This is a genomic window from Paenibacillus phytohabitans (genome assembly GCF_013141775.1).
Lineage (GTDB): Bacteria > Bacillota > Bacilli > Paenibacillales > Paenibacillaceae > Paenibacillus_AQ > Paenibacillus_AQ phytohabitans.
Window position 1 is genome coordinate 124603 of record NZ_WHOB01000012.1, and the last position, 22596, is coordinate 147198.

Here is a 22596-nt window from a genome sequence, read left to right on the forward strand (position 1 = left end):
AGAAAACCCGCTCTGGGCGCGGGCTCTTATGGGACTATGTTCTTGTTCATCGACACCGCCGACATTTATATGGCCGTATAATGATTTTAAGTGCTATAAATGTTATTAGTGCTTACTTTCAAATACTAATTCTACTTTTATAGACTTTCAACATAATTTTGTCCACATAATCAGAGATAATTGTATGTGTTCGGATCAATATATCACATCAGCAATATTACCAAGTTCTTGTCCACCGACAACATAGTCTCTTTGCTTGCCAACAGGCCATAAAAAAACAACTCATCAATTGAGTTGTTTTTCAAATATTGTATTTTTTATAGAAGAACTTAGGCTAACTTATTCTTTGATTTTAGTATTAAGCTAAGTGTAATGGTAATTTTAACACCCGTAAACGATGAATTCGCCGAAAAATGTTAGCTAAAGTCTTCTAGGTATCAATTCGAGATCCCCATTCAACCACTCATGTGTGAGCTTTCACATTTTTCATAAAAATCAAGCGAAAGTGATATCCTTTTCTCCAGATAATGCGATGATCTTTCCTTGTTCTTCAATACTATTTCCAAAAATGGTATCCAAGTAGCTCATATCCTCTAATTTTATCACAATCTCTTTCATTTGTTCAAGTTCTTCGTCCTCAATTTTACCGATATCCAGCAGATACTTTGGTTCAAGCTCGCCATCATTCCCTGATACATTCTTTACCGTCAGCTTTTCCGGCTTGATCAGATAAATTGAATTTCCGCCCCCAGTGCCGCTAATCTCCAAGCATCCAGGTAATTGAGATGGCTTGCATGTTGAGATAGGAATATTCTTGATCTGTTTGCTGTTTAATGAATACAAACCGAGTAACTTCTCCAGAATCACTCTGATTGAATCCAAGCCCAAATAATATTCATCGTCCGGTGTGAGCTCTCTTCTGATCTCGTTCCTAACTGTTTTTCTTTGTTCTTGGACTACTAATCTCTTGTCTCCGAGAATATACCGCCAACGTTCCAATTCATCTAGTACGCGACTAATGATGGGTCTTCTGGACATGATAGGATCTGTCGATAACTCCAACACTTGATGAACACATTCTAATGTCTCCACATTAAATTCGGAATGCTTAAGTCCGAAACTTTTAACTTTCTCATACTGTCCATCAAAGCAATACTCATCTTCTGTTAAGACAATCCAAATTAATTTGGCAAAAGAATATACATCCGCCGGGCGATGGTCGTCTATTTCACGGACAAATCTCTTCATTTCCGGTGCAATAGTATTCCATGGTCCAACCTTCTCACCCTTTCTCGTAAGACGCTCAAAATCAGGGTGTCGCACGAGTCCGAAATCACTCAGGACAACTCGGTTGTTATACATGAGAATGTTATCGAGTTTAATATCTCGATGTGAGTATCCTTCATTATGAAGGTTTTGCAGGGTCTTGCCAACTTCAGTGAGAATATCCATCTTTTCCATAATATTAGCCTTGCGCCCAAACAAATGTTGTTTTAATGGGATTGCCAATGGCATTACATACCAGGGATCGTTACTTGACAAATTGTAATCGAAGATCGGCATAATTCCACCGTACTTACCTCCAAGTTCCACCATTGCTTGAACTTCTTTCTCGAAGCGTTGAAAGTTATGGTCTCGTGTTGTTCTAGGTTTTTTCAAAAATTTAGCAACCAGGGATTGCTCTCGCGGGGGCTTACACACTATTTGAAACACAGCCCCGTTGCCGCCCCGACCAATAACGTTACCACGCGTGAAATTTAAACTTAGTCCCTTAAAAGTCATACGCGGCCTTCTCTCTGTCCAGTTCCGAGTCCCTTTTATAATATTCCGATATATCTTCGAGTTCTTTGGCCAAATGAGGATAATCAATTCTTAGCGTCCGAGCATAAGTTTCATACATTTTAGATAATTTCCGTTCCTCGTCGCCAGAGGATAAGTTGAAAACACCGCGACTATTCATCACTCCGATTTGAAAGCCCTTTCCGAGATCAGGTGTATAAATTTCCTCGAATGTAGACCTGATTGCTTCATGAGGGAAATTACCATCCCTGCCTATTGGAGAATGAGCGAAGCATTCCCCTAGAATCTGACGACCGATTGCTTCACGCTTAGCATGATCGATTAGATTGAGGTATGTTTTGGTCCACTCCTTCAATGCACTTACAGCGATATCTCCTTTATAATCCACACAAGGGCAAAACTTAACTTGCATAAGGATACTGTGTCCTTGACTCACCATCTGTTGTTGCTGCTCTGTTAGGGTTTCTTTATAATCCTTAGGCGAATCGGAAGGTTTATAGACTAACTGAATGATTTGAGCTAACAATTCTGGATTGCTCTTCAGTTCCCGGACCAGAAATTGCGGCGTTGTCTGATGGATCAATAGATTGAAGAAGGCCCACTCCTGTCGTGCTGCTCGTCTAACTTGTTCCACATCAAGATAATCAGCCTCATACAACCGTTCGAATACTTTGACAATTAAGTAAACTAAGTGGGAATCAGGATTGAATCGGCCGAGATCTTTAAGAATATTATCCAATACTTGAAGGTGCTTTAAGTGATTAGAGCGAAATTGTCGATGAAGCATCTCAAGCGCAGCACTGTGATTGCGATATTCCAGAAATCTGTTCCAGACTTCCTCCTGCATGGCGGGGTTCTCTATAGAATAGAACCCAGGTACGCTTTCCCAGTAATGCCTAACCACCCCTGGAGGAGTATCCTTTAAGAGCTTCAAAAAGGCTTCATCCAATTTTGCTAATCGTAATAAACCGGCTGACCAAATCTCATCAAACTGGATCTTTTCTAGAGCTTTTTGAATAACCTCTAATCCATGCTTTTGATAAAGTGTACCTACATACGCCTGTAGAATTGTTCGTTGATGTTCACGTGTCATCGATTCAATAAATTCATCATTCCATTTGAACTCATGAACTTCACTTGCCATGATTCTACCAATGTCAGTTAGTCCCAATAAGTTCGAATTCGGAATCTTGGATAAAAGGTTTTGCAATCCTAACTGCGGAATTTTCAGTATTCTAAGAAGAGCCTCACGTCTTGCGTCATGCAATTGAACCCGTTCATTATCAAAATCTTGCGCGTTGTCGCGATACGAAACAGGATGAAGAGGATGCCACTGATCAGAAGTGAACAAATGTATTTCCTCGTAGATCGGATTATCGAAATGAATGACATCAAATACGTTATGCTCGATCTGTGACAAAGCATTCTCATCGACTGCCCATTTCGCATCCCGAAAATACCGATGCTGGTAGAGGAGATCTCGAATAATTTCCTTGAAGGTATGCTTCTCCTTGTCCGACTGGCAACGATTAATTACCTTGACAACACCTTGTATCACCTCGTTCTCCAATTGAAGTTCGAAAAAGAAGAACTTTTCAAAAAGAACACCCCATCGATCCAGGTCTTCCCCCGCTTCATTGATAGCTATTTGGGTGTAGTCACGAAAGGTTTGCAAGATATCGTTGGTGTAGTTCACTTTATATCGGATTTGATATGGCCGGTAATTAGGGGTGCACATGTTAGTTTGAATATGGCTTGGCGCGCGATCTGGCAATAACGCCTTGATCAAATCCCATCCAATATCACTCTGCTTCACTACGGATCTGGTCAACCGTATTTTGTCCTCTAACGATAAGTTGAGTTCTTGTCGCCAAGCTGACAAAGCTTGTGTTAGTGTGGACATCGGGCTATTAGAGATCTTATAGTTAATTCGCTTCTCCGCCAGCTTAGTCAAGATTCTCACTGCTTGCGGAGCTGTCTCCTCGAAGCACAGCGTTTTCTCTAACGCCCACAAAATATTTGTATAGTAATTACGCGACCAAAGCCCGTCTCCATTCTCGTTGAACAGCGACCACAAAGGTGAATCCGGATTTGAAACTTCACGTTCAATCACCTTTAATGTTACTTGTGGCGCGGCTTCTGCTAGATCTGGGACGAGTCCAGATATAGCGAACCATTGTTCCTTCTTATCGAGCTGACCGAAAACGTCCAGAACGATCTCGTTAACAAAATCTTGTGAAGACATTGGCCAAAGCGTTGGATGATCGTTGATTCGGTCGGCCAGCATAATCAATGAACGGATAAGACCTTGTTTCATCGTATCGGAATACATGGGACGCTCTGTTAACACAGCCGCTTGGTAGTGTCTATCTATAGGAAGTTTAAATCCTGAAGGTACTTCGCCTAATACTTCGAGCAAAAGTTCCCGGAATTTCTGAATCTGTTCCGAGTCGATTTCCTTAAGCAGCACTTCCCAGGCTTCCTCCACATTTGCTAATCTCCAAGTTATCGAGGTTCTGTCAGGAAAGTGAAGCAAGAAGGGATCCTCATTATTCACGACTGTCCCCAGTTGCTTAATATACTTTTCATAGTCGACTGATGCCAAACGGGCAACTATCATTTGATCCCCTAAGTTGTTTGTCCAAGCTCCTATTAACAACGCAGGTACGAAGTTCGGATTTTTTTGTGCTTCCCAGCCAGGCTCTCCACTCTTCCCTTTGAATACTCTCCTTTTGAACCCAGCATAAAGTCCGTTTGTCCGTTCGACAAGCTCAGAGGCTAACTTAATATCAATGTTGCCAGAATCCCGCAACTTAGAAAGCATGTTGCCAAGCTTTCGCTTTTTCAGTTCAATTAGGGGCTTCTTGCCGATAAAGTCAGCCTCTCCATAGACAACTACCATGCGATTTTCTGGAATTGGTTCGACTAGAGATGCGTTGAAATCGGGGATTAGTAGTTTGCCTTTACAAGTCCCTTTCATCCTTTTCCAATCTTCCAGCGACCGAACAATCACTGTATTTATCTTGTGGTCCTTTTCAATCCATCCTATAATATAAAGCAAGTAATAAAGTGTTTCTTCCCGAGTCTTACCTTTAACATAGATCACGTCTTGGCTCTGATCGGACAATTTGTCAATTACTTGCTTCTCAAAATCATGCTCCTCATAATTAAAGAATGTGAGGTCGATGGTTGGTTCTGTACTTCCCCTCAACTCACTATTAATGTCGTCAATCGTGAAGAATCCGTTATCCCGAGATATCATCATGGACTCTATTTCCCTCTTGACGCTTTGAGTTAGTCTCATTGGTGAAACGGTACTGTTCATATACTGTGCGAACTCTTTCGAATCGCTCATAACACGATTCTTATACGCTTCATATGTCTTTCTAATCTCATTGATCATTTTTTCTCTGAATGATTCTTCACCGTCCTCCTCCACCTCGATCACTCGAAGGATAGCCGCCAAAAGGTCATCCCAATAACTCTCGTGGTCCAGTTCCCATTTGTCTAGGTAGTTCTGCACTTGCTGCTCCTCGCGTTTCTCGTCCCTCTTATGTAGTTTCTCCTGTTCTTCCTTCGTCAGTTTGTTCACGTGCCATCGGGCATAAAAACGTTCCTCGTCAGAAAGAAGCACTGCGATCGCTTGCATGACAGCCATACGGGCTAAAGCATAATCGATAAATCGACATCTCTCATAAGTGTCTACTGCTTGAACTTCTATGTCCCGCTGGTTCATATTTTTTAATATTTGTTTAACTGTTGACGGTACACCGCTACCCAAAACTGTAAAAACCGTCGCTATATCGCCCCCGACTCCAGTGAAAGTTAGTGCTGCTGTGGTTACCGTTAGGCCGGCGAGCCAAGCAGCTCGGTCCTGGAATGCTTCCTCTCCTTTAGCATATTTGATCAAGTCTTTCAAATTGCTCTTAATCGGATCAATCATCGATGTTCCTCCTTTAAGATGTATCCTAATACAAAAATGGGAAATTAATTAACTTCGCCATTTGACATCTCTCATATTAGTTTTTAAGTAAGATTTAATAGGTTAATGCGCCTCTCCTAAATATTACTTCCATTTGAGTAAGTAACACACAACATCCCAAGAAGCCTGAATGCATTGATTACGTAAATTAATATAAATCATAACACGGATAATAATATTCAACTATAATAACCTCATCTAGTGAATGGTTGAATGGAATTAATCGCCTCAGGATCCGTTAATTGCAAAGGACAATCCTAAGATCGACTTTAATTCTTTCGGTACAGAAGGCGTTCCTCTTATTTCATCTGTATGTACACTTGATCTGCAAATTACAAGGCATTGGATGAAATGGTTTATTGTTGTCCATATGGCTGTCCGTTCCTTCAATGCATCCTCGGAAATAAATCCCCCAATCGTCCCAATACTATCATAAATACCAGATAGGTTTAGGATACTAGGGCGTGTCTGAAAACTAGGTATTGCTTCAAAAGCATAATCGTAGCATAATTTTACAAGAATGAAATCACGAGGGGATTGTAAAAGGATGCTAAGACGCCACGAAATCAACGACCAGGACTGGGAACGGATACAACATCTATTGCCGCCCGAAAACACAGGGGAAGGCAGACCCTCGAAGCCCAATCGAGTGATGCTAAATGGAATGCTTTAGAAAGTAAAAACAGGCGCTCCTTGGCGTGATTTGCCTGAACGTTTCCGTCCTTAGAAAACCGTGTATTCTCGCTTCCGTTTGTGGAGCGATGATGACCTTTTTCAAAAGGTGTTTGAGTCCTTGACTCGCGATGCAGACTTGCAGGATGTCTCTCTGCACCTCCTGTAAAGTTCATCAGCACGCAGCGGGGGATAAAAAGGGGCCGAAAACGCCGAAACCAACCAAAACATCGGACTTTCCCGAGGAGGGCGAAATACCAAAATCCACGCTGTAGTGGACGCGCTGGGTAATCCGATTCGCCTGTTTTTGACGCCTGGTAATATCCATGACTCTACGGTAGCGACCCACGTCCTCTCTGGCGTAGCCTTATCCGAAAGCGCTGTTTTAGCCGATAAAGCCTATGGAACCTTGGACATTCGAACGTATATCGAATCCCAAAATGCCACGTTCTGCATCCCGCCCAAGTCCAATGCGAAAGATCCTTGGGCCTGTGATTTTTACCATTATAAAGAACGCCATGTGGTGGAATGTTTTCTTAACAAACTCAAACAATTCCGTGGGATCGCCACACGCTATGACAAGCTTTTCCGAAACTTTTTGAGCTTTGCTTTTCTGGCTTCTGTGATGATTTTGTTGAAGTAACCCCATTAAGATTAGTTTTCAGACACGCCCTAGTCTGTCTCATTAGTGACAATGGTGTTACCCCAGATATTTGTAATCGTATGTGTTAACCATTTAGCATCATGTTAGTACGAGTTTTCACATCGCCATGTCTGTTGAGTTGCATGTTATTTCACCTTCTTCCGAACAAACCAAAGGTCTAATATACAAAGAGAACGAAGCACATCTACCTCGTTCTCTTTTGTGTTCCTTTTACTTTTCTGGATAATGTATGTCCTTCGCTGATGATGCTCCAACTGCATGGTCAGTTTGTGCTTATTTATGATACGGTTCCCCCGATTGATCTTCGTAGCCTACTAAAACTGCTCCGCCAGCATTAGCCGTATGACTGATGTTGCAGGGATGTCGATTGAGAGATCCCTAAAGCTCCATAGGTTTCCATCAATTAGCAAACTCAAATCAGTTCTCTCGCTTATTCGAACAGTTGTCTAGGTATGGATATAGTGATATCGGATCCGTCAGCACCGTTGACCTTGCCAACTTTACTCGAAAGCAGCTAGGACACGAAAGTGCAACAGTCGGCCCGCTGGCAGGTTGTCGTCCTTGTTACCTTCATCCGGAAACTACCAGGAGTGCTGAATTGCAACTGCAATTCCAGTGCCGGTGTTGCTGTCCGCATTTATACCTTCGACCAGTGAGAATTCCATCGTCTTATTCAGTCCAGTGTGGTATTAGCACTGTCGTCGTCAGCACTCACTTCCTGTAAAGTTGGGCGGGGAGGAAGCGGTAGCGTTTGAGCTGGTGAGTTTAATGTTATGCTTCCATTTCCAGTTTTCACAATCGAAATTGAGGTGCCCAGCCAACTGCTTTCATTAGATGTTCATCAAATCGGCAATAGTACCATGTTCTTTTCCATTTTCGGCTAAGGCTTGCAGCTGATTGATTACAAATCGTAGAACTCGTCCGATTGTCTCATTTCAATCCGATCAGGGTTAATTCCACATTCAAGCAAACTATTATACATAGCTTGCTTCTCACCTTCCCAATAATAATAAACTATCCACTTAGCCTGCTCCTGTGAAAGCTCATCTATACTGCTGAAATAAGGAAGATCCACACCGGCGATAGAATGACCGATAGAGATAATTTCATCGATACATTTCCCTCGTAATCTATCCAGTTTGTACATATAGTCTTTTATGTTCTTATAGGTCTCCTCGTAATAACGTTGAATTGCCCCACAGATGCTCAACAGTTTTTCATCAAACTTCTCTTCTGCTTCACCTGCTTGTTCTTGGATCTCTTCCATTCTTGTAATATTACCATGCCCCAATATCGGGTCATCACCGAATGGACCATTATTCAATGACCCATGGATGTGTACAATGTCTATATCGTCAATTCCATAGACTTCTTCCAATACAGCTGTATAGTTGAAAGTCAAGTACAATGCGTTTTCAAATGAAAGATTAAATGATGTTTTCTGTTGCACATCTTTGAGATCAATAGTAGCAACCCATTCTTTTAAATATACGGTCAACCGCTCAATGTACTTATATTCTTCTTCAAAATATTGGTCTAAGGTGTCTTTGATGCCGAAATCCCCGCTCTCAAGCCCCATATCCATTTGCACAGCGTTCTCAATGATTTCAATTGTATCAATATTAGCGAGATTGGTTTCTAAGTCATTCCATAGCATGGCTTTCTTTGCGTCATCATCATATCCAGGGTAAATTTCATAATGACTCTCAAAATCGTAAAGGAATTCAGGATATTTGACTTTTAAAAATTCTCGGAAGCTCCAATAGCTTGTCGGCAAACGATGCCCTTGATCAAATCCATTACCAATAATAAATAATTTCATTCTTCTACACATCCTCATATTCATGATGGACCAGTTCTTTCAATATAGCGACTGTCTCGTACATCGCGCCATTCTCCAAAATGAAGGTGTAAGACTCCCAAGTCATTAAACTCCGTCAATAGCCGTGATGTCTTCAAACTGTTTGCTAAGATAGGGAGAAAAGTCTTGACCTGTTTTCAATACGTTTACCAGCTGCTCAAGCCCCGTCACGTGTGCAGAAGGAAACACAAATTCTTTTGACCGATGCGCACCTTCCGTAGCACTATCTATTCAGTGGTGAGGCTGTATCCTGCTGTTTTATAACGTCGGTAGACATTTTCACTTAGCGCTTAGTCATATCCATGCTCCCAAAAGAATTCTAGCGGACGGCACGGTGAACCGATCGTGTAGTTGCGGTCATTCATTTGATTCGCCCAGATGTCCAGCATATACGAAAGACTATGCCCAATAACCTGAATACCGTAGGCGAAGTCATACCACATCCCGATTCCTCCATATCGCACGCCATCCCATTCGAAGCTGTCTCCTTCCAGGAAGTGAACCCCTTCGATACTGCTGCCTAACGCCTTCATCTCCACCCAGCGGTTCATCGAGGTCTGCAGCTTGTAGCGTTCCTTGCTGTTCACCAGATAATAGTCATGATTGCCCGCAACTAGCAGAATATGAGTATAGTAGCTTTGAGTGCACACAGTAGCTCATAGTTTTGCTTGTTGCGGTGCCCCAGATCTCTGGCAATGACCAGCACCTGAGAAATCTGCCGGGGGAGCAGGCTCTCCGCAAACAGCTTAATTTCCCGCCGATTATCCGCTGCTGTAGGGCCCTTGTGCTTCAGCCAAAAATCAAGGTGGATGTCGGAAATGAGATCGAATTGGATCATGGTGGCTCCTTTACGCTCTATTGAATTCAAGTTGGTATTTATTGATAATCTCTATATTTAGAGGCGAAAGCTCTATTTTTTGCTCAGACGAGCTTTTTTCATGCTGCCCATGACCCATCTCCGTTGAGAATTTCAAATAATAAGTGCCATCGAATTCTTTAATCAGTTCTGCCCTGCTTAGAGTGTTTTTTAATTTATTGAAACAGGCACTGCAGGCAATAGTGAGTATAAACGGCAGGTTGCATTTGTTTTCTTCACATTTGTTATCAAACAGTATCAATTTTCTATCTTGTCTTTTCTTGTCGTTATTATTTCTATGCTCATCTTCAGAATGGACTTTTCCACATACCGGACAAAATTTATCATAAGACCCCCTTGAAGTTAGCAGCCTGTACAAATCCTCATACAAAAAGCTCCGGTCTGCCGGAAAGTCAAAATCATTACTGTGTCTCCAATTTAACTTCAGAGGAGCCGCCGAAGACGTTACAGCTTTTGCATAGTCGTTATATCCGAGCACTTTATCATTATTTTCACTGCTAATGTACGCATTGAAAATCGCTATGATTGCAGAGTCAAAGCCCAAATCCACTAACACTTCACTGATGACTTTACTTTCGTCATTAATGTTGTCGTAGCAAATATAAACCTTGTTGGAGTCCTCATCAAACTGGGCGACTGGAGTGAACTTTTCGTCAGCACTTCTTTTCATTTTAAAATTTTGACCGCCCAAATACCCAATAACATGTTTTTTTCTGCCGCTATCGAATTTAGAAATGTACAACCTGAGACCTGTAATCCGTTCAATGAACTTTAACTTTTCACTGTAATTAATAACTGGATGATCTGCAATTGACGCAATTTTAAAACAATAGGAAATATCATAAGCCAAGCTTCCAAACCATGGAAGAACTTCAGTGGATAACTCCTTGACAGTAATATTTTCTATCCTGCATTTCACATTATATTTATGCATCCCTCTTTTAAAATCAATGCTATCAAATGCTTCTCTATAATATTTAAATTCATCAAAAGTGGTAACTTCAATATTTCGCAGAAAGTTTAAATGTATTAATTGTTGTTCATGAATGATGTTTGAAATCAGGCCCTTTTCTCTATACCTTAAATCAATCCTTTTCTTCTCACACAAAAAGATATCTGGTGATGGCTGATTCGACCTATAACCAATTTTCTCATTTAAACTGCCCTTTTTCAGAAGTTCAACAAATAGCATTAGATTCTTGGAATCCATGACAGATCTTGTTGGGAAGCGTAAATAAAAACACTGATGTATCCCGTCCCAATTACTGTAATTAGATCCCTTATATCTAATATTGAATGTATTTCCGGAATTCTCTGAATCGATTCCCCTCATAGCCAGCAACTCAGTTTTCATACTGCTGTACTTTAGTTCATATTCTTGGTTTTGTCTTTTTGAGAACAGCCCCTCTGGACCTGATTGCTGTAATAAATCGTTAAAGATAAACGGAACAATCGCAGCACCGCTAATCTCTCCAGTGTAGCTTACATTGGGATTTAATTTATATCGCCCGATAAGCTTGAGCAGCAGATCCCACTCCGCCTCCTCATGTGCAAGTAACCAGGCATCAATCTCATTTTCTTCTACTTGGATATTCTCTCCATCCTCACTCTTTAAACCCGTTATTCTATAGGCAATCAATTCTGCCGCACCAGTAAATGCACAGAGGATATTTCTCAGATACAGCTTGTTCGAACCTTCTGATGCTTCATACAGATAATTATAAATACGTTTTACTCCGCTCAGACAATTATCGTTACTGATAAGATCTTCATACTTAACAATCTCATTTTTACCTGCAACAGTACTAAATGTATCCGTAAGTCTTGTAATAATGCTTTCGTCTTCAAAGGGGGTACGCCGTTGATATTCTTCAACTGCTTTTAACTTCACCACCAGTTTCCCCCTGGATTCAAGCGAATCCATGAACTTTGGCAAGTATTGTGTGTCAATATCAGGTATAGAAAGCAGACTCTCCGTATGTTCATTTACTTCAACGTTCCTGTAGATATATAAAAGACCATGAAAGATATCGCTAATCTCATATTTGTGAGCACTATTTTCAATTTCAGCACTGCACATAAACTTGTAAAGTTTCATTTGTTCTTTTTTTATAGTTCGTACAGCATTCTCTATCTCAAAAAAACTGTGTCCTAGATCCGTTCTGTGCATATTGGAGAATCTTGTATTAATAAGCGCACCGGATGGATAAATTGTTTCCTTGCCATCAGATTTAATAAAAAATGTGGCGTAAAATCTGTTTCTCATAGAAAGCTCATCCGCATTCACCGGATATGCAAACACAATATCCTCTTTTATAAAAAGTAAATACTTGTTTTCAATTGCAGGAACACCATCAAATGACAAAGAAACTGTGGATTTTTTGGTAATCCAACCTGTTGTATATTCTTCCTGTTGTCCGTCATCGTTACACTCCAAAGTAAGGGAGTTTTCTACTTTTGAACCTTTGAAATAGATCTTCTTAATAGCATGCGTCTTATTCCTCATACCATCAGTAAATAACAGTGAACGCAAATCAAAAATAACGCTCAAATGATCCTCATTATGAAAAAGAAATTCTGGATTCAGATTACTATCACCGCATAAAAAATCAATCAGCTTTCTTAGCTTTGCTGTATTGAAGCTAGTTTCCTTATTCCCATTGAACTGTAACGTCAATTTAGTAGTGCCTTGGCGCCAATGATCATTGCGCTTTACATCGCTGTCTATATCCAACTCACCGTTATTATCACTGATAATGTTGAACGTCATCACTACATTGCTGTCGATTGTAAGACGATCCACAAATGTAAAAAAGGATTTGATGCCTATGCCGAACTTTCCGCTCTGACCTTTATCATGGGTTTTATCAGACATTTCTCTGTTTAGAAACGCATAAATATTGGAGACGGAAAATCCCTTATCCGCATACTCACATTCAATTGTGTAGACATCCCCCTCTTTACTAACATTTATATACATCTCATCGGCAGTATCGATATCATTCGCATTTTGAATAATTTCATTAAAGTATCCTTCGTTGTATCCATCCAATGACGCAATACCCCTGCCGTTAGATGACCGAATGATGGTTTCACGCATTTTATTTTGGTTATTCGTTAAAAAATCATCAAGCCATGCAGGCTTATCTGATCGCTCGTTCTTCAGATATTGATTAGCAGCCTGGATCTCTTCCCGCATATATTTGGGAGCGCTATGTTCCCCTCTGGCTAATGCCTCGTTAATCCCTTGAGCTGTTATATCCACGGAAGTCTCTCACCTCTCTGCGCTCTATTCGTTTGTCCTTGTTATAATAAAAAATACCGTCTGCAATTAAAGTGTCCTCGTTAAGATTCTCTATCAAACTTATAAGTTGGTTTATCTTGGATTCAATGAGCACATGAGATTCCCTATCAGCATCCTCTTTTTCACGTTTCTCTAGAGATTGATACTTACTGGATGAATCCGTGTGTTCCCCGTCCTCTTCGCTCTCTTGTAATGCGACAAAAACATCCCTGTCCCTGGCGCTCACTTTTCCTATAACAACAAGCACATTTTGAATGATTTTTATATTTTCATCAAAATTTCTTTTCTCTGCTTCATACTCCGGAATACTGTACGGACTCTGTTCATAAACGCCATGATACTCCCTTAAGAGCTTGAAGAAATCTTCGCCAGCAATCTGTTCATCCATTGGGCTATTAAGAACGTTTATGATTTTTTCATGAATTTTTTTGTTGCCTGACTCTGATTGTGTAGCCCCTAAAATCGCTGTCCATTCATTTCTTCTGCTTATTGTTCTTCTTCTTGCTGTCACGTCATTGTATATTGCCTCATTGTAATTGTTGAGAAGCGTATTTTCCTTAAGATTAATCAGATACGATTTGAAATTTTCAAAGCTCCTTTTTATAAATTCCGGATAAAACAATACAGTATTCCTTATTGGTGTATACTGACAGGTAAAATCAATTTTGGTTGTACAATAATATAGCATCCGATTATTCTCAAAATCATGAATAGAAGATGATTCATTCAATAAAAATATCATTTCTTTTTCTTTACGGTTATTCGTATCCATTCTGTCAACACGTCCAAAACGCTGCTCTAGTTCAATGCTGGTAAAAGGTAATTCATAATGAATAATACCATCAAATTCACCCAGATTAAGGCCCGTCCCCCCTGTCTTACCTGTAGTCACAAAGATTACTCTGTTTTTTTGACGCAGATTCAGCTTAATCCCGTTTATAAATTGTTCCTTGCCTGAGTCCTCCATGCCAACCGCTTCTTGATGGGAACCATGCTTCATGGCGATTATCGCATTTACTTCATCTGTCAATCGATCATACACATTTTTAACTACTTCTGTATGCTCACAGAAAATAATATATGAATTAGTGTTATTGTTTTGTGTGACTATCTCCAGAAGTTTGTCCAGCTTGTAATTACAGTGACTATCAAAGCTATCATCCCCAAAGTTATCTCTGGCTTTTCTCAATAAATATGTATCATCCTGATCGTATTGCAAGGCTGCTAAGAATCCTGATTGTTCTACAATTCGATCAAACAGCTCATGCCTCTTCTCCACTCGCTTACAATATTCAAAACGTATGATTCGTTCTGCTGCTCTTAATCCCAAGTCTTCCCTGAACAGACCCACAAAGATATCATCTTCAGTAGGGTTTGTATTCTCAATCGGATTCATAACAGAGTTATGATTCCACTTCTCTGTAATTGTGTTCATTAATTCAATATAATCCTCAAAACCTCTGGCCGAAGATGACTTCACTACAATCGGAGTAGCCGTAAGCATCATCACTTGATCTGAACGGAGAGAACGGTAATTTCCAAAGGAAATATGACCTTCGTCTATGACTACCAAATCCCATCTTTCAATATCATCGTTTTCTGATAAAGAGACTTGCTCAAGAGAGCCTTTAAGTGCTGAGTTGGTGCCCTCTTTATCTTTTTTAGATTGAGCTTGCCCCGTTATCATAATCACATGTTCATTCTCACGGAAAAAAGCGTCTTTTAAATGATTATAGTAAATGCGGCCATGATCACTTTGTTCAACAATATGTGCATACCTTCCTAGCTGGCGTCTAATGTCATCCTGCCAATCGGTGCGTTTATTATAAGGACAAACCACAAGTATATAAGCATACTCATTCTGGTTTATCGCATTTTGAATAGTATTTACTATTGAATAAAGTGCAGTAACTGTCTTCCCGGTCCCCACTTCATCAATAACCAGGGACATTCCATTCTTCTTCACTTGCTTGGAGGCAAGTTCTTGTTGTCCATAATATTTCACGTCAAGAACGGGCTGATTCCCGTCAAAAAAGATGTCAAAAACAGTGCTGTTCTCTTGGACTGTTTCAGTATATTCAAGTAAGAAACGCTGATCTTTCACTTTTTCAAAAGACTCGGATTCTTTAAGCAGCCCATATAAACTTTTATTGTTCTTATCGTCATAGGCCCTTATGTAATTCTCGTTCCATTTGGCACAAATTGCCGGAGTAATCCACTCATAACCCGCTTTACCTTCGCATATGAGTTGTTCATTAAGATTGTCCTCATTTACAATTTCTAATACTTTGTCAAAATTACGGTACATAAAGGCATAGTGTAAGAGAGAAAAAGATGAGGAATTTCTATGTGTTTTTTCAATATTCTCGAAATTATATCTGTGTATATTATTAGTATTAGTAGTTTCCATCCCATCACTCCTGTATGAAATTTATTAACTCATTGAGGCATACCAGTTAAGGCAGAGCTACTCCACACCTCACGGCTACTTCGAGAACGGTCTTCTCACAATCAGGAATGCTATAAAACGCGAAGAACTCTCCCTCGTTAGCATTACCATAGCTCGCTCTAAGGTCTCTGGAGCATTGCTTAATCGCTGAATAATTCGCTTCTATGTATCCGGTTATTCCGGGAATCTCTTCAACCAGCTCGAACCAATTCCATACATACCGTCCAAAGATAACAATTGACAGTATCTCCATCTCACTCGGAGCAAGTACCAAATTCTTCGCATCATAGCTGTCCTGAAGCATGCGGATATTCGCTTCATGCGATTTTTGGTCAGCCTCGACAAACCTGGCCTTCGAGCTTGCTTTTTACTGAAGGATATAAGGAGAGAATCTCATTGTTATTGCTCATTCTGAGCCTTTCCCGTATCTCCTTATCCAGCTGCTGCTCCATCCGCTCCAGAACCGCTTTCTCTTCATACTGTTCAATCCATTCACCCAGTTCTATATACAGCTCTTCAACATATGCAGGTCGCTGGTCTCTTCGTCAAAATCCTCCAGCTCATATCTGTCCATGATCACTTCCAGCGCATTGTCGTAAAATTCATCCTTCAATTCTTCCGCAACCTCACCAATAATCTACTCCAGATCATATCATCAATAATCTGCTGAATCATTTGCTTCAGGATGTTCTGGTCAACGGACCATTTTTTCTTCGGCATTATGCTCTTGCTGCTGGCATATAGATCGCACCAATCTATCTTCCTGTAACTATCCGCAGCATTCTCCCGGTTCTGACGATAGTCCCTAAGGATGCTCTCTTTTAGTACGGAGCCCTTACCTATGTTGTCGATGCTGCGCTGTATCTCTCTGTCTTCTGTATTTCCCAATAATTCATAGAAATAGCTTGCGCCTCCCTTTAGAACTCCATTCCGTTCCGGTTTGGTGGCGATCCCCTCAATCCACTGAATATCTACATATCTGATCCCGAATTATTGGTTCATTATGATTTTCAGCACAGTAACCGCATCCGCTTCACTGTATTGCCTATAATTATTGTCGAGTCTGAGCGGAGCAAGCAGTTGCTTGTTCTCGATGAACTCCAGTTTGCTTTTTGCAATAACCAGCCCGTACTCCTTAATCAGAAAATCTATGAAATCGCTTCTGCGCATTCTGTCTTCTTGATTCACAATTAGACTCCTTTATGCAATCTAATTCGTTCCACTCGCTTATTGCTGCACTTAGATATACTATCACTGTTTGAATCGACTCTCAGCTGTCAGCGAACATACGTTTCGGTTAGGTGATTCCAGCTGTGATACTCCATACGAATATCATAAACCTTACACCAAGAACCCGCTCAAGACCTGGATTCTGAACAAAAAACAGCAAGCCTCCGATAACCGAGACTCTCTGTTCGGGTTTCCGGTCTACCTCAACGCTAATGCCGAACATTCGACGTTATGACTTGCGTTTGCCGGCTGCCTTCTGGATATTCTCTGCCGTCCTGAATTTGACAATCCGGCTGATCAGCTCAACCGGACTCCTCAGCATGTTTATTGTAGCGTGCCTTTAATTGTTCCAGATTAATACCAAGCGGAGAAGGTATCGGCCATTCTAAAGCTTCGTTTGTGAGGGCAGTCACGTTTACCAGAATGTATTAGAATTTCTTTCATTAAACCAATCCTTCTAAATAATATTTGAGTATACTTGCATTATATCTTGATAATGTTAAATTTCGCTATGAAAAACCAGGTTACCGCTGGCACAACGATGTTGAGATTTCGATAAACTATCGTAGCCTGCAAAACTCGGTGCTGCTTGGTCATTTGACATAGGCCGAACTTAGATCATCTGTCAGCGCTCTTATAGATAACATCCACCTTCGGGAACTGGCTAGCTCCGAGTGCACGGGTCCGAAGTTCTCCTGTCCACTATTTAATCTGCAGGGTGTGTAAGCTTCCTATTCCCTGGAAAAACGATACAGCAACCGTCTTTCAAGAACTCATACATCAATCCGTAAGTACATAGTTTTAATTCGTTAAGTATTCACGTTCTAAGCAAAATTCGCTGTACCGAAGAAACGGTACTGGGGAGCAACTAAGTGCATGGAGATAAAACAGCTAGCATCGCTTAATCAGTTCTTCTCGACTATAAATACTGAAAAAGGTACAGTCTCGTCATTACTCTGAGACAGTACTTTATGTTCGTAATAGCCTTCTTCATCCAACCTCGAGTCAAACATATTACTTAGCACAAATAACTTTAGATAATTATCAAATCGGCAATAGTACCATGTTCTTGTCCATTTTCGGCAATGGGATCAAGTTCTTGTCCTGAGCAAAGGACAAGAACTTGATCCCTTAAAACAGCAAACCCGCGCTGGGCGCGGGCTCAAATGGGACTATGTTCTTGTCCACCGACACAACACAACAACATGTTTGTGAACAAGAACATAGTCCCTTGTGACAAGAACTTAGTCCCATTGCCGACAAAGCCCCTATTCTAGCAATAAAAAAACAACTAAATTGGAGTTATTTTTAATAATCATACTTCTTAATATAAGAACTTACGTAATTAATCAGTTGATAATTTTTTGGATAATCCATGGATATCTTTGCCGGTACATATGATTTCACCATCATACTTGGCTCAAGGCATACAGACATTACACTGTGATCCAAAGACCAGCCATGCAAAATAACTACCGGGAATCCTTCACCTACAATTTTGCAGTTAATGGACAATGAAATACACAGCCTTTCCCGTTGTTGGGTTGATTACGACACTCCATCCATCAAGTCAACAGGCATAACTCTCGCTTGCCCGGAAGAAACAGCTGCTTGGATCACTGCAGCCCTCACTCTCTCGACGACGTTTCTGTCCAGCACTGCAGGAAATGGTGAATCCGGTGGTGTCCTTCATCTCCATGAGCGAATGGCCAATCTCCAACAAGCGGTCCCTGTACCAGGCATGTCAATAAAAAATAATGACAAAATCGTAATCTATTTTTAATAAACGGCTTGTAAGCCTTGGAGGAGAAGTGAAATCGCAGTCATTAACAATTAATGTTAATAAATTCTGTGTTAGAGTTGAATCAGACAATTAACCAGACTGCAACAACAACAGGAGGTAACATATGAATACAACTCACGACACAAGACGTTTCCGCAACTTAAGTATCGTAGTCAGCTTGGGCGTGGTCTTGCTTACTGGCGCAACCGGCTTGATCGGCAGCAGCAGTACAGCATATGCGGCAACAAGTACATCTGCCTCAGACTCCGCATCTACGAGCGTTGCCGATCAGGTCATTGCAACAGGTTTGAAATATCAGGGCGTCCGCTATGAATACGGTGCAGAGTCAGGGGATTCGAGTTCTTTTGACTGCTCTTCATTCACGCAGTTTATTTTCGAACAAAATGGAATCACACTCCCCCGTTCTTCCAAAGACCAGTCTACAACTGGAACATTTGTGCCAAGAAATGAGCTTCAGCCTGGCGATCTTGTATTTTTCTATTCTCCGATTCACCATGTAGCGGTATATATGGGCAACGGTAAAATACTTCATACGTACGGAGAAGATGGAGTGACCATTACTGCTCTGGATACAGGCTGGTGGGATTCACATTATACAACAGCACGCCGTGTATTACCTGCTAACGGACAAGCTGTTTCAGATAGCGGATCTGCTACTCCGGACACAATCTCCCCAGCTTCTCCCTCCGCTGATTCGTCTCAGGATCAGACGATCGGTGATGCTTGGGATTGGCTTAACAATATTAAATAAGCTACTTAATCATAAGAAGAATGAAGTTATCTTAAACGATGGAGTATGCGGTTTTACTATAATATGAAAACTCCTTAACCGTGTACTTGGTGAGGGAGTTTTTAGTGTGATTATTACAAGCAACGGAGGACCCATGGATTGTGAACGCCACAACCACTATACAATTGAACGGTATCGTTGAATTTGGAAGATTCACCCGTGTATAACGCTGTAAATTCTCAAGTCCCGCATCTTTAGTTGTATCCTAAGCGTCAAATGAAACCCCGCGGGTAAACTCATTAATCTCCATAATTCCTGGCTCTGGCTGAAGGATTAGTCTGCCGTTGACTGAAAGGCGGGTGAAGCTGATATTGTTGATCGTCCGTTCTTCATCATAGCCAAAGATTTGGCTTGGATGACTGGTGTCGCCATTGTAAGTGATATCCTCAAAGCTGATATTCTCGATCCGGAATCCTGGTACGGGATTATAGTCTTTGTTCCATACTACTCTTAGGTCGATGAGACGGCCCAGCTCAATATTCTCGACACGGATGTTGCGGTAGACCACATTCCGGACCGAATTATTATCACCTGCGTTGATAGCCAGCGCTCCCATATAATTCGGCTGCGGTTCATGGTGCTCCAGAATGTCGATGTTCTCAAATAGAATATTTTCAATAGTGTCTCCATTCTCCCGATGGTTCCCGTGGGTTCCGATCATCAGGGGATGAGCGACATCTGCCCAGAATACAGAGTTCCGCACGGTAATATGGCTGGTATCACCATAGTAATCCCACCGTGAGCCGTATATGGCTATACAATCATCTGAAGTACGCAGAAACACATCGTCGATATCAATATGCGAGCAAGACATCATATCAATGCCGTCGGACCAGCCCCGGGTACTGAAGGATTTGAAATTCTGGATATGCACATGCTTGGATTGTCCCAAATAAATACTGTAATGCGGAGGATCCAGCGTAATAATCCCTTCAACCGAGATATTCTCCGAGAAGACGATGCGGATTCCGCGGAATGCCGAGAAGCGGTGAAAGTCAGACAAGTAGAGAATGCCTCTGCCGCGTATCGAGACATTCTTCACATGGTCACAGACCATTGAACCGACAACAATTGCCCCGCCGGCAATATACACGGTCGTGTCCGAAGGAATCTGCAGCAGCGTCTGCTCCAAATAATGCATCCCCGGAGCGAAATAGATCGTATCCGGCAGGTTGCCCCCTTCCACCTTGGGTGTTGCCAGCAGGCGGTAAATATCCTCCGTACGGTGAATGGCCGGCTTAAGCAGGAGAACATGATCTTGCACCGGGTCCGGCGTAACCGCCTCAATGGGATTTGCGAACAGATGAAGATTGCTGAACCGCTCTCCGTTAATCTCTACCGATAACTTCAGAGGCCGGTCTAAGGTGAAGGAAAGTGTCTTCTCCGTATGTTCAAAAGAAAGGTTTGCCGACAGCGGACGAATAACCGCTTCCTGAATGCTCTGCTTCAGGCTCTCAATCCGTACTTCTACCCTTCCGCTCATATCAAAATAGGCCATAGAAGCTTGCCGCACATGGTGCATATCTACTTTAGCCTCGTACACAAACAGCTGCTCCCAAGCTTGTCCTGGATTCCTGACATACACGGCAAAGTCATCTGTGTTAATTGCCCCACCCGGTGCACTATAAACAATCGTCTTATTCATTTTTCCTCCATGTCGATGTTGTAGTTAATGATTAGTAACATTAGTACTCCACTATTTCTTGCTTAAAGACCGTGCAGTTCTCGATAATATACGGCGCTCTTGTATCTTTATTAATAGCGTGAAGCTTTATCCCTTCCAGTGTCAGCCGCTCCACATTACGGATATCCATAAACGCCGCCCGGCTCCAGGTTGGATAATAGTTCTCGGATACTTGTTCCGGATGGTTATACCGCATGTCCCATACCTTGGGATAAGCCGGGGGGATGTCTTCTTTATCAACGCCTCCAATAAAGGTATACGTAATATTCCTTAAGGTTACATCGCGGATGGGATAACTGTCGCAGGCATCAATCCGGATTCCGTTGAAGGATGGAGAGCCCATTACATCGTCAGTGAAACGGTAGTGGGTATGCTGCATCTCCTCGTCGTCCGTCGCCGTAATATCCGCCAGCGTAATCCGCTCCATGGTCCCGATTTCCGGTATAACCTCAAGACCGACCGAAGAACCGATTACGTCCAGCCGGTTGTTCAGGATCATGAAGACCGGACGGGTTACATTCCGCATGACCAGGCCCTGTGCTACAATATCGGTAATGCTGCCGCCTTCTGTGCACTCCAGCTTGATTCCTTCACGCCATACATTCTCAAATGTACAGTTGTGGATGGTGACAGCAGAGATATCGCCTACAGATTTCAGCCCGATGCGGATTCCGGCGCAGATAGAAGTGAAATGACAATTGACAATATGCACATTCTTCATCGGATACTCTTTGCTGCTGGCTTGTAAACAAAGATTGTCGTCGGTACCTAGTATTTTGCAATTCGAGATAAACACATTTGTACAACCATCATAATCGAGGCCGTCCCCGTTATATTTTCTGTCATTACGAATGTCCAAATCCTCGCACCATATATTCTCACTGTCCAAAAAAGCCGTTGTCCATGCCGTTGAATTATAGAGCCGCAGTCCCTTGACCTGAATGTTCGTACAGCGCAGAAACCGCATCATCATCGGACGATAAATGCTGCCCTCATTCGGGAAGCTCTCCGCATTGCCGTTTATTTCACCTTGGCCGATTACCCCAATATTCACCGCATTCTCGGCATAAATAAAGCATTTATCCATATCCTGTTCATTGATGTAACGGTTATAATGCGTTCCGTCCGGGTAGTCACTGATATCCGGATTGGCCAGCAGCACAGCAGACGGGTTCACCTGTAAATACACATTGGATTTCAGGAAAATGGTTCCCGAGACAAATGTACCGCCCGCAAGCACCACGGTTCCGCCACCCGCCTCAAAGCAAACATCAATCGCTTTCTGGATTGCTGCCGTATCCACGGCAATGCCGTCGGCCACAGCGCCATATTCTTTCGGATCAAAACTATCCTTCATCATTCGCTCCTCCAATTATCTTGATGAAAACGATCATTATTCAAGCTTCGTGATAAGTGCTTCTCCGTCTTAATTGGTATGGATATTGCTATTGACCGCTATTTCTCCAGGAAGAATGCGGC

The 22596-nt window shown here is 41.8% G+C and carries 10 protein-coding genes and 2 pseudogenes; 2 read left to right on the forward strand and 10 right to left on the reverse strand.

Annotated features, from left to right (window positions below; genetic code table 11):
* Positions 1–495 precede the first annotated feature (495 nt).
* Together GC101_RS01045 and GC101_RS01050 are read right to left on the reverse strand one after the other, a co-directional pair.
* Positions 496–1782 (reverse strand): protein kinase domain-containing protein, encoded by a 1287-nt coding sequence (locus GC101_RS01045; protein WP_171715750.1) that lies wholly within the window; start codon positions 1780–1782, stop codon positions 496–498.
* A complete protein-coding gene (locus GC101_RS01050) occupies positions 1772–5743 on the reverse strand; it encodes a hypothetical protein (RefSeq protein ID WP_171715751.1) in 3972 nt (1323 codons plus the stop codon). Before GC101_RS01050 ends, GC101_RS01045 begins: the two co-directional genes overlap by 11 nt.
* Before the next feature lie 586 nt (positions 5744–6329).
* Between GC101_RS01050 and GC101_RS01055 the strand changes: the two are divergent.
* A pseudogene (locus GC101_RS01055) lies at positions 6330–7097 on the forward strand (IS5 family transposase).
* Between the two features lie 922 nt (positions 7098–8019).
* On the opposite strand, the gene GC101_RS01060 reads toward GC101_RS01055, so the two are convergent.
* The 6 genes from GC101_RS01060 to GC101_RS01085 all read right to left on the reverse strand — a co-directional run bounded on the left by GC101_RS01060 (position 8020) and on the right by GC101_RS01085 (position 16797).
* Entirely contained in the window at positions 8020–8940 is a 921-nt protein-coding gene (locus GC101_RS01060) for a bacteriophage abortive infection AbiH family protein (RefSeq protein ID WP_171715752.1), read from the reverse strand.
* 329 nt (positions 8941–9269) lie between these two features.
* A complete protein-coding gene (locus GC101_RS01065) occupies positions 9270–9629 on the reverse strand; it encodes a hypothetical protein (protein WP_171715753.1) in 360 nt (119 codons plus the stop codon).
* Positions 9593–9817: a hypothetical protein gene (locus GC101_RS01070; protein ID WP_171715754.1), complete on the reverse strand. Its 225-nt coding sequence runs from the start codon at positions 9815–9817 to the stop codon at positions 9593–9595. Before GC101_RS01070 ends, GC101_RS01065 begins: the two co-directional genes overlap by 37 nt.
* Before the next feature lie 10 nt (positions 9818–9827).
* Positions 9828–13121, reverse strand: a complete 3294-nt coding sequence (locus GC101_RS01075) for a hypothetical protein (protein ID WP_171715755.1) — start codon at positions 13119–13121, stop codon at positions 9828–9830.
* Entirely contained in the window at positions 13096–15570 is a 2475-nt protein-coding gene (locus tag GC101_RS01080) for a DEAD/DEAH box helicase family protein (protein WP_171715756.1), read from the reverse strand. Before GC101_RS01080 ends, GC101_RS01075 begins: the two co-directional genes overlap by 26 nt.
* Positions 15571–16599: 1029 nt before the next feature.
* Positions 16600–16797 (reverse strand): MerR family transcriptional regulator, encoded by a 198-nt coding sequence (locus tag GC101_RS01085; RefSeq protein ID WP_171715757.1) that lies wholly within the window; start codon positions 16795–16797, stop codon positions 16600–16602.
* Positions 16798–18746: 1949 nt separating this feature from the next.
* On the opposite strand from GC101_RS01085, the pseudogene GC101_RS01090 reads away from it, so the two are divergent.
* Positions 18747–19259 (forward strand): annotated as a pseudogene (locus tag GC101_RS01090) (C40 family peptidase); the annotation flags it as partial.
* 379 nt (positions 19260–19638) lie between these two features.
* On the opposite strand, the gene GC101_RS01095 reads toward GC101_RS01090, so the two are convergent.
* The gene (locus GC101_RS01095; RefSeq protein ID WP_171715759.1) at positions 19639–21078 is read right to left on the reverse strand and encodes a glycosyl hydrolase family 28 protein; all 1440 of its coding nucleotides are present in this window, start codon (positions 21076–21078) and stop codon (positions 19639–19641) included.
* A 40-nt stretch (positions 21079–21118) separates the two neighbouring features.
* A complete protein-coding gene (locus GC101_RS01100) occupies positions 21119–22477 on the reverse strand; it encodes a glycoside hydrolase family 28 protein (protein ID WP_246354105.1) in 1359 nt (452 codons plus the stop codon).
* Between the last annotated feature and the right edge of the window lie 119 nt (positions 22478–22596).

Excerpts from the sequence above, each read along its gene's own strand:
- GC101_RS01060 (WP_171715752.1), bottom strand. The coding sequence starts at position 8,940 with ATGAAATTATTTATTATTGGTAATGGATTTGATCAAGGGCATCGTTTG.
- GC101_RS01080 (WP_171715756.1), bottom strand. The coding sequence starts at position 15,570 with ATGGAAACTACTAATACTAATAATATACACAGATATAATTTCGAGAAT.
- GC101_RS01095 (WP_171715759.1), bottom strand. The coding sequence starts at position 21,078 with ATGAATAAGACGATTGTTTATAGTGCACCGGGTGGGGCAATTAACACA.
- GC101_RS01070 (WP_171715754.1), bottom strand. The coding sequence starts at position 9,817 with ATGATCCAATTCGATCTCATTTCCGACATCCACCTTGATTTTTGGCTG.
- GC101_RS01045 (WP_171715750.1), bottom strand. The coding sequence starts at position 1,782 with ATGACTTTTAAGGGACTAAGTTTAAATTTCACGCGTGGTAACGTTATT.
- GC101_RS01050 (WP_171715751.1), bottom strand. The coding sequence starts at position 5,743 with ATGATTGATCCGATTAAGAGCAATTTGAAAGACTTGATCAAATATGCT.
- GC101_RS01100 (WP_246354105.1), bottom strand. The coding sequence starts at position 22,477 with ATGATGAAGGATAGTTTTGATCCGAAAGAATATGGCGCTGTGGCCGAC.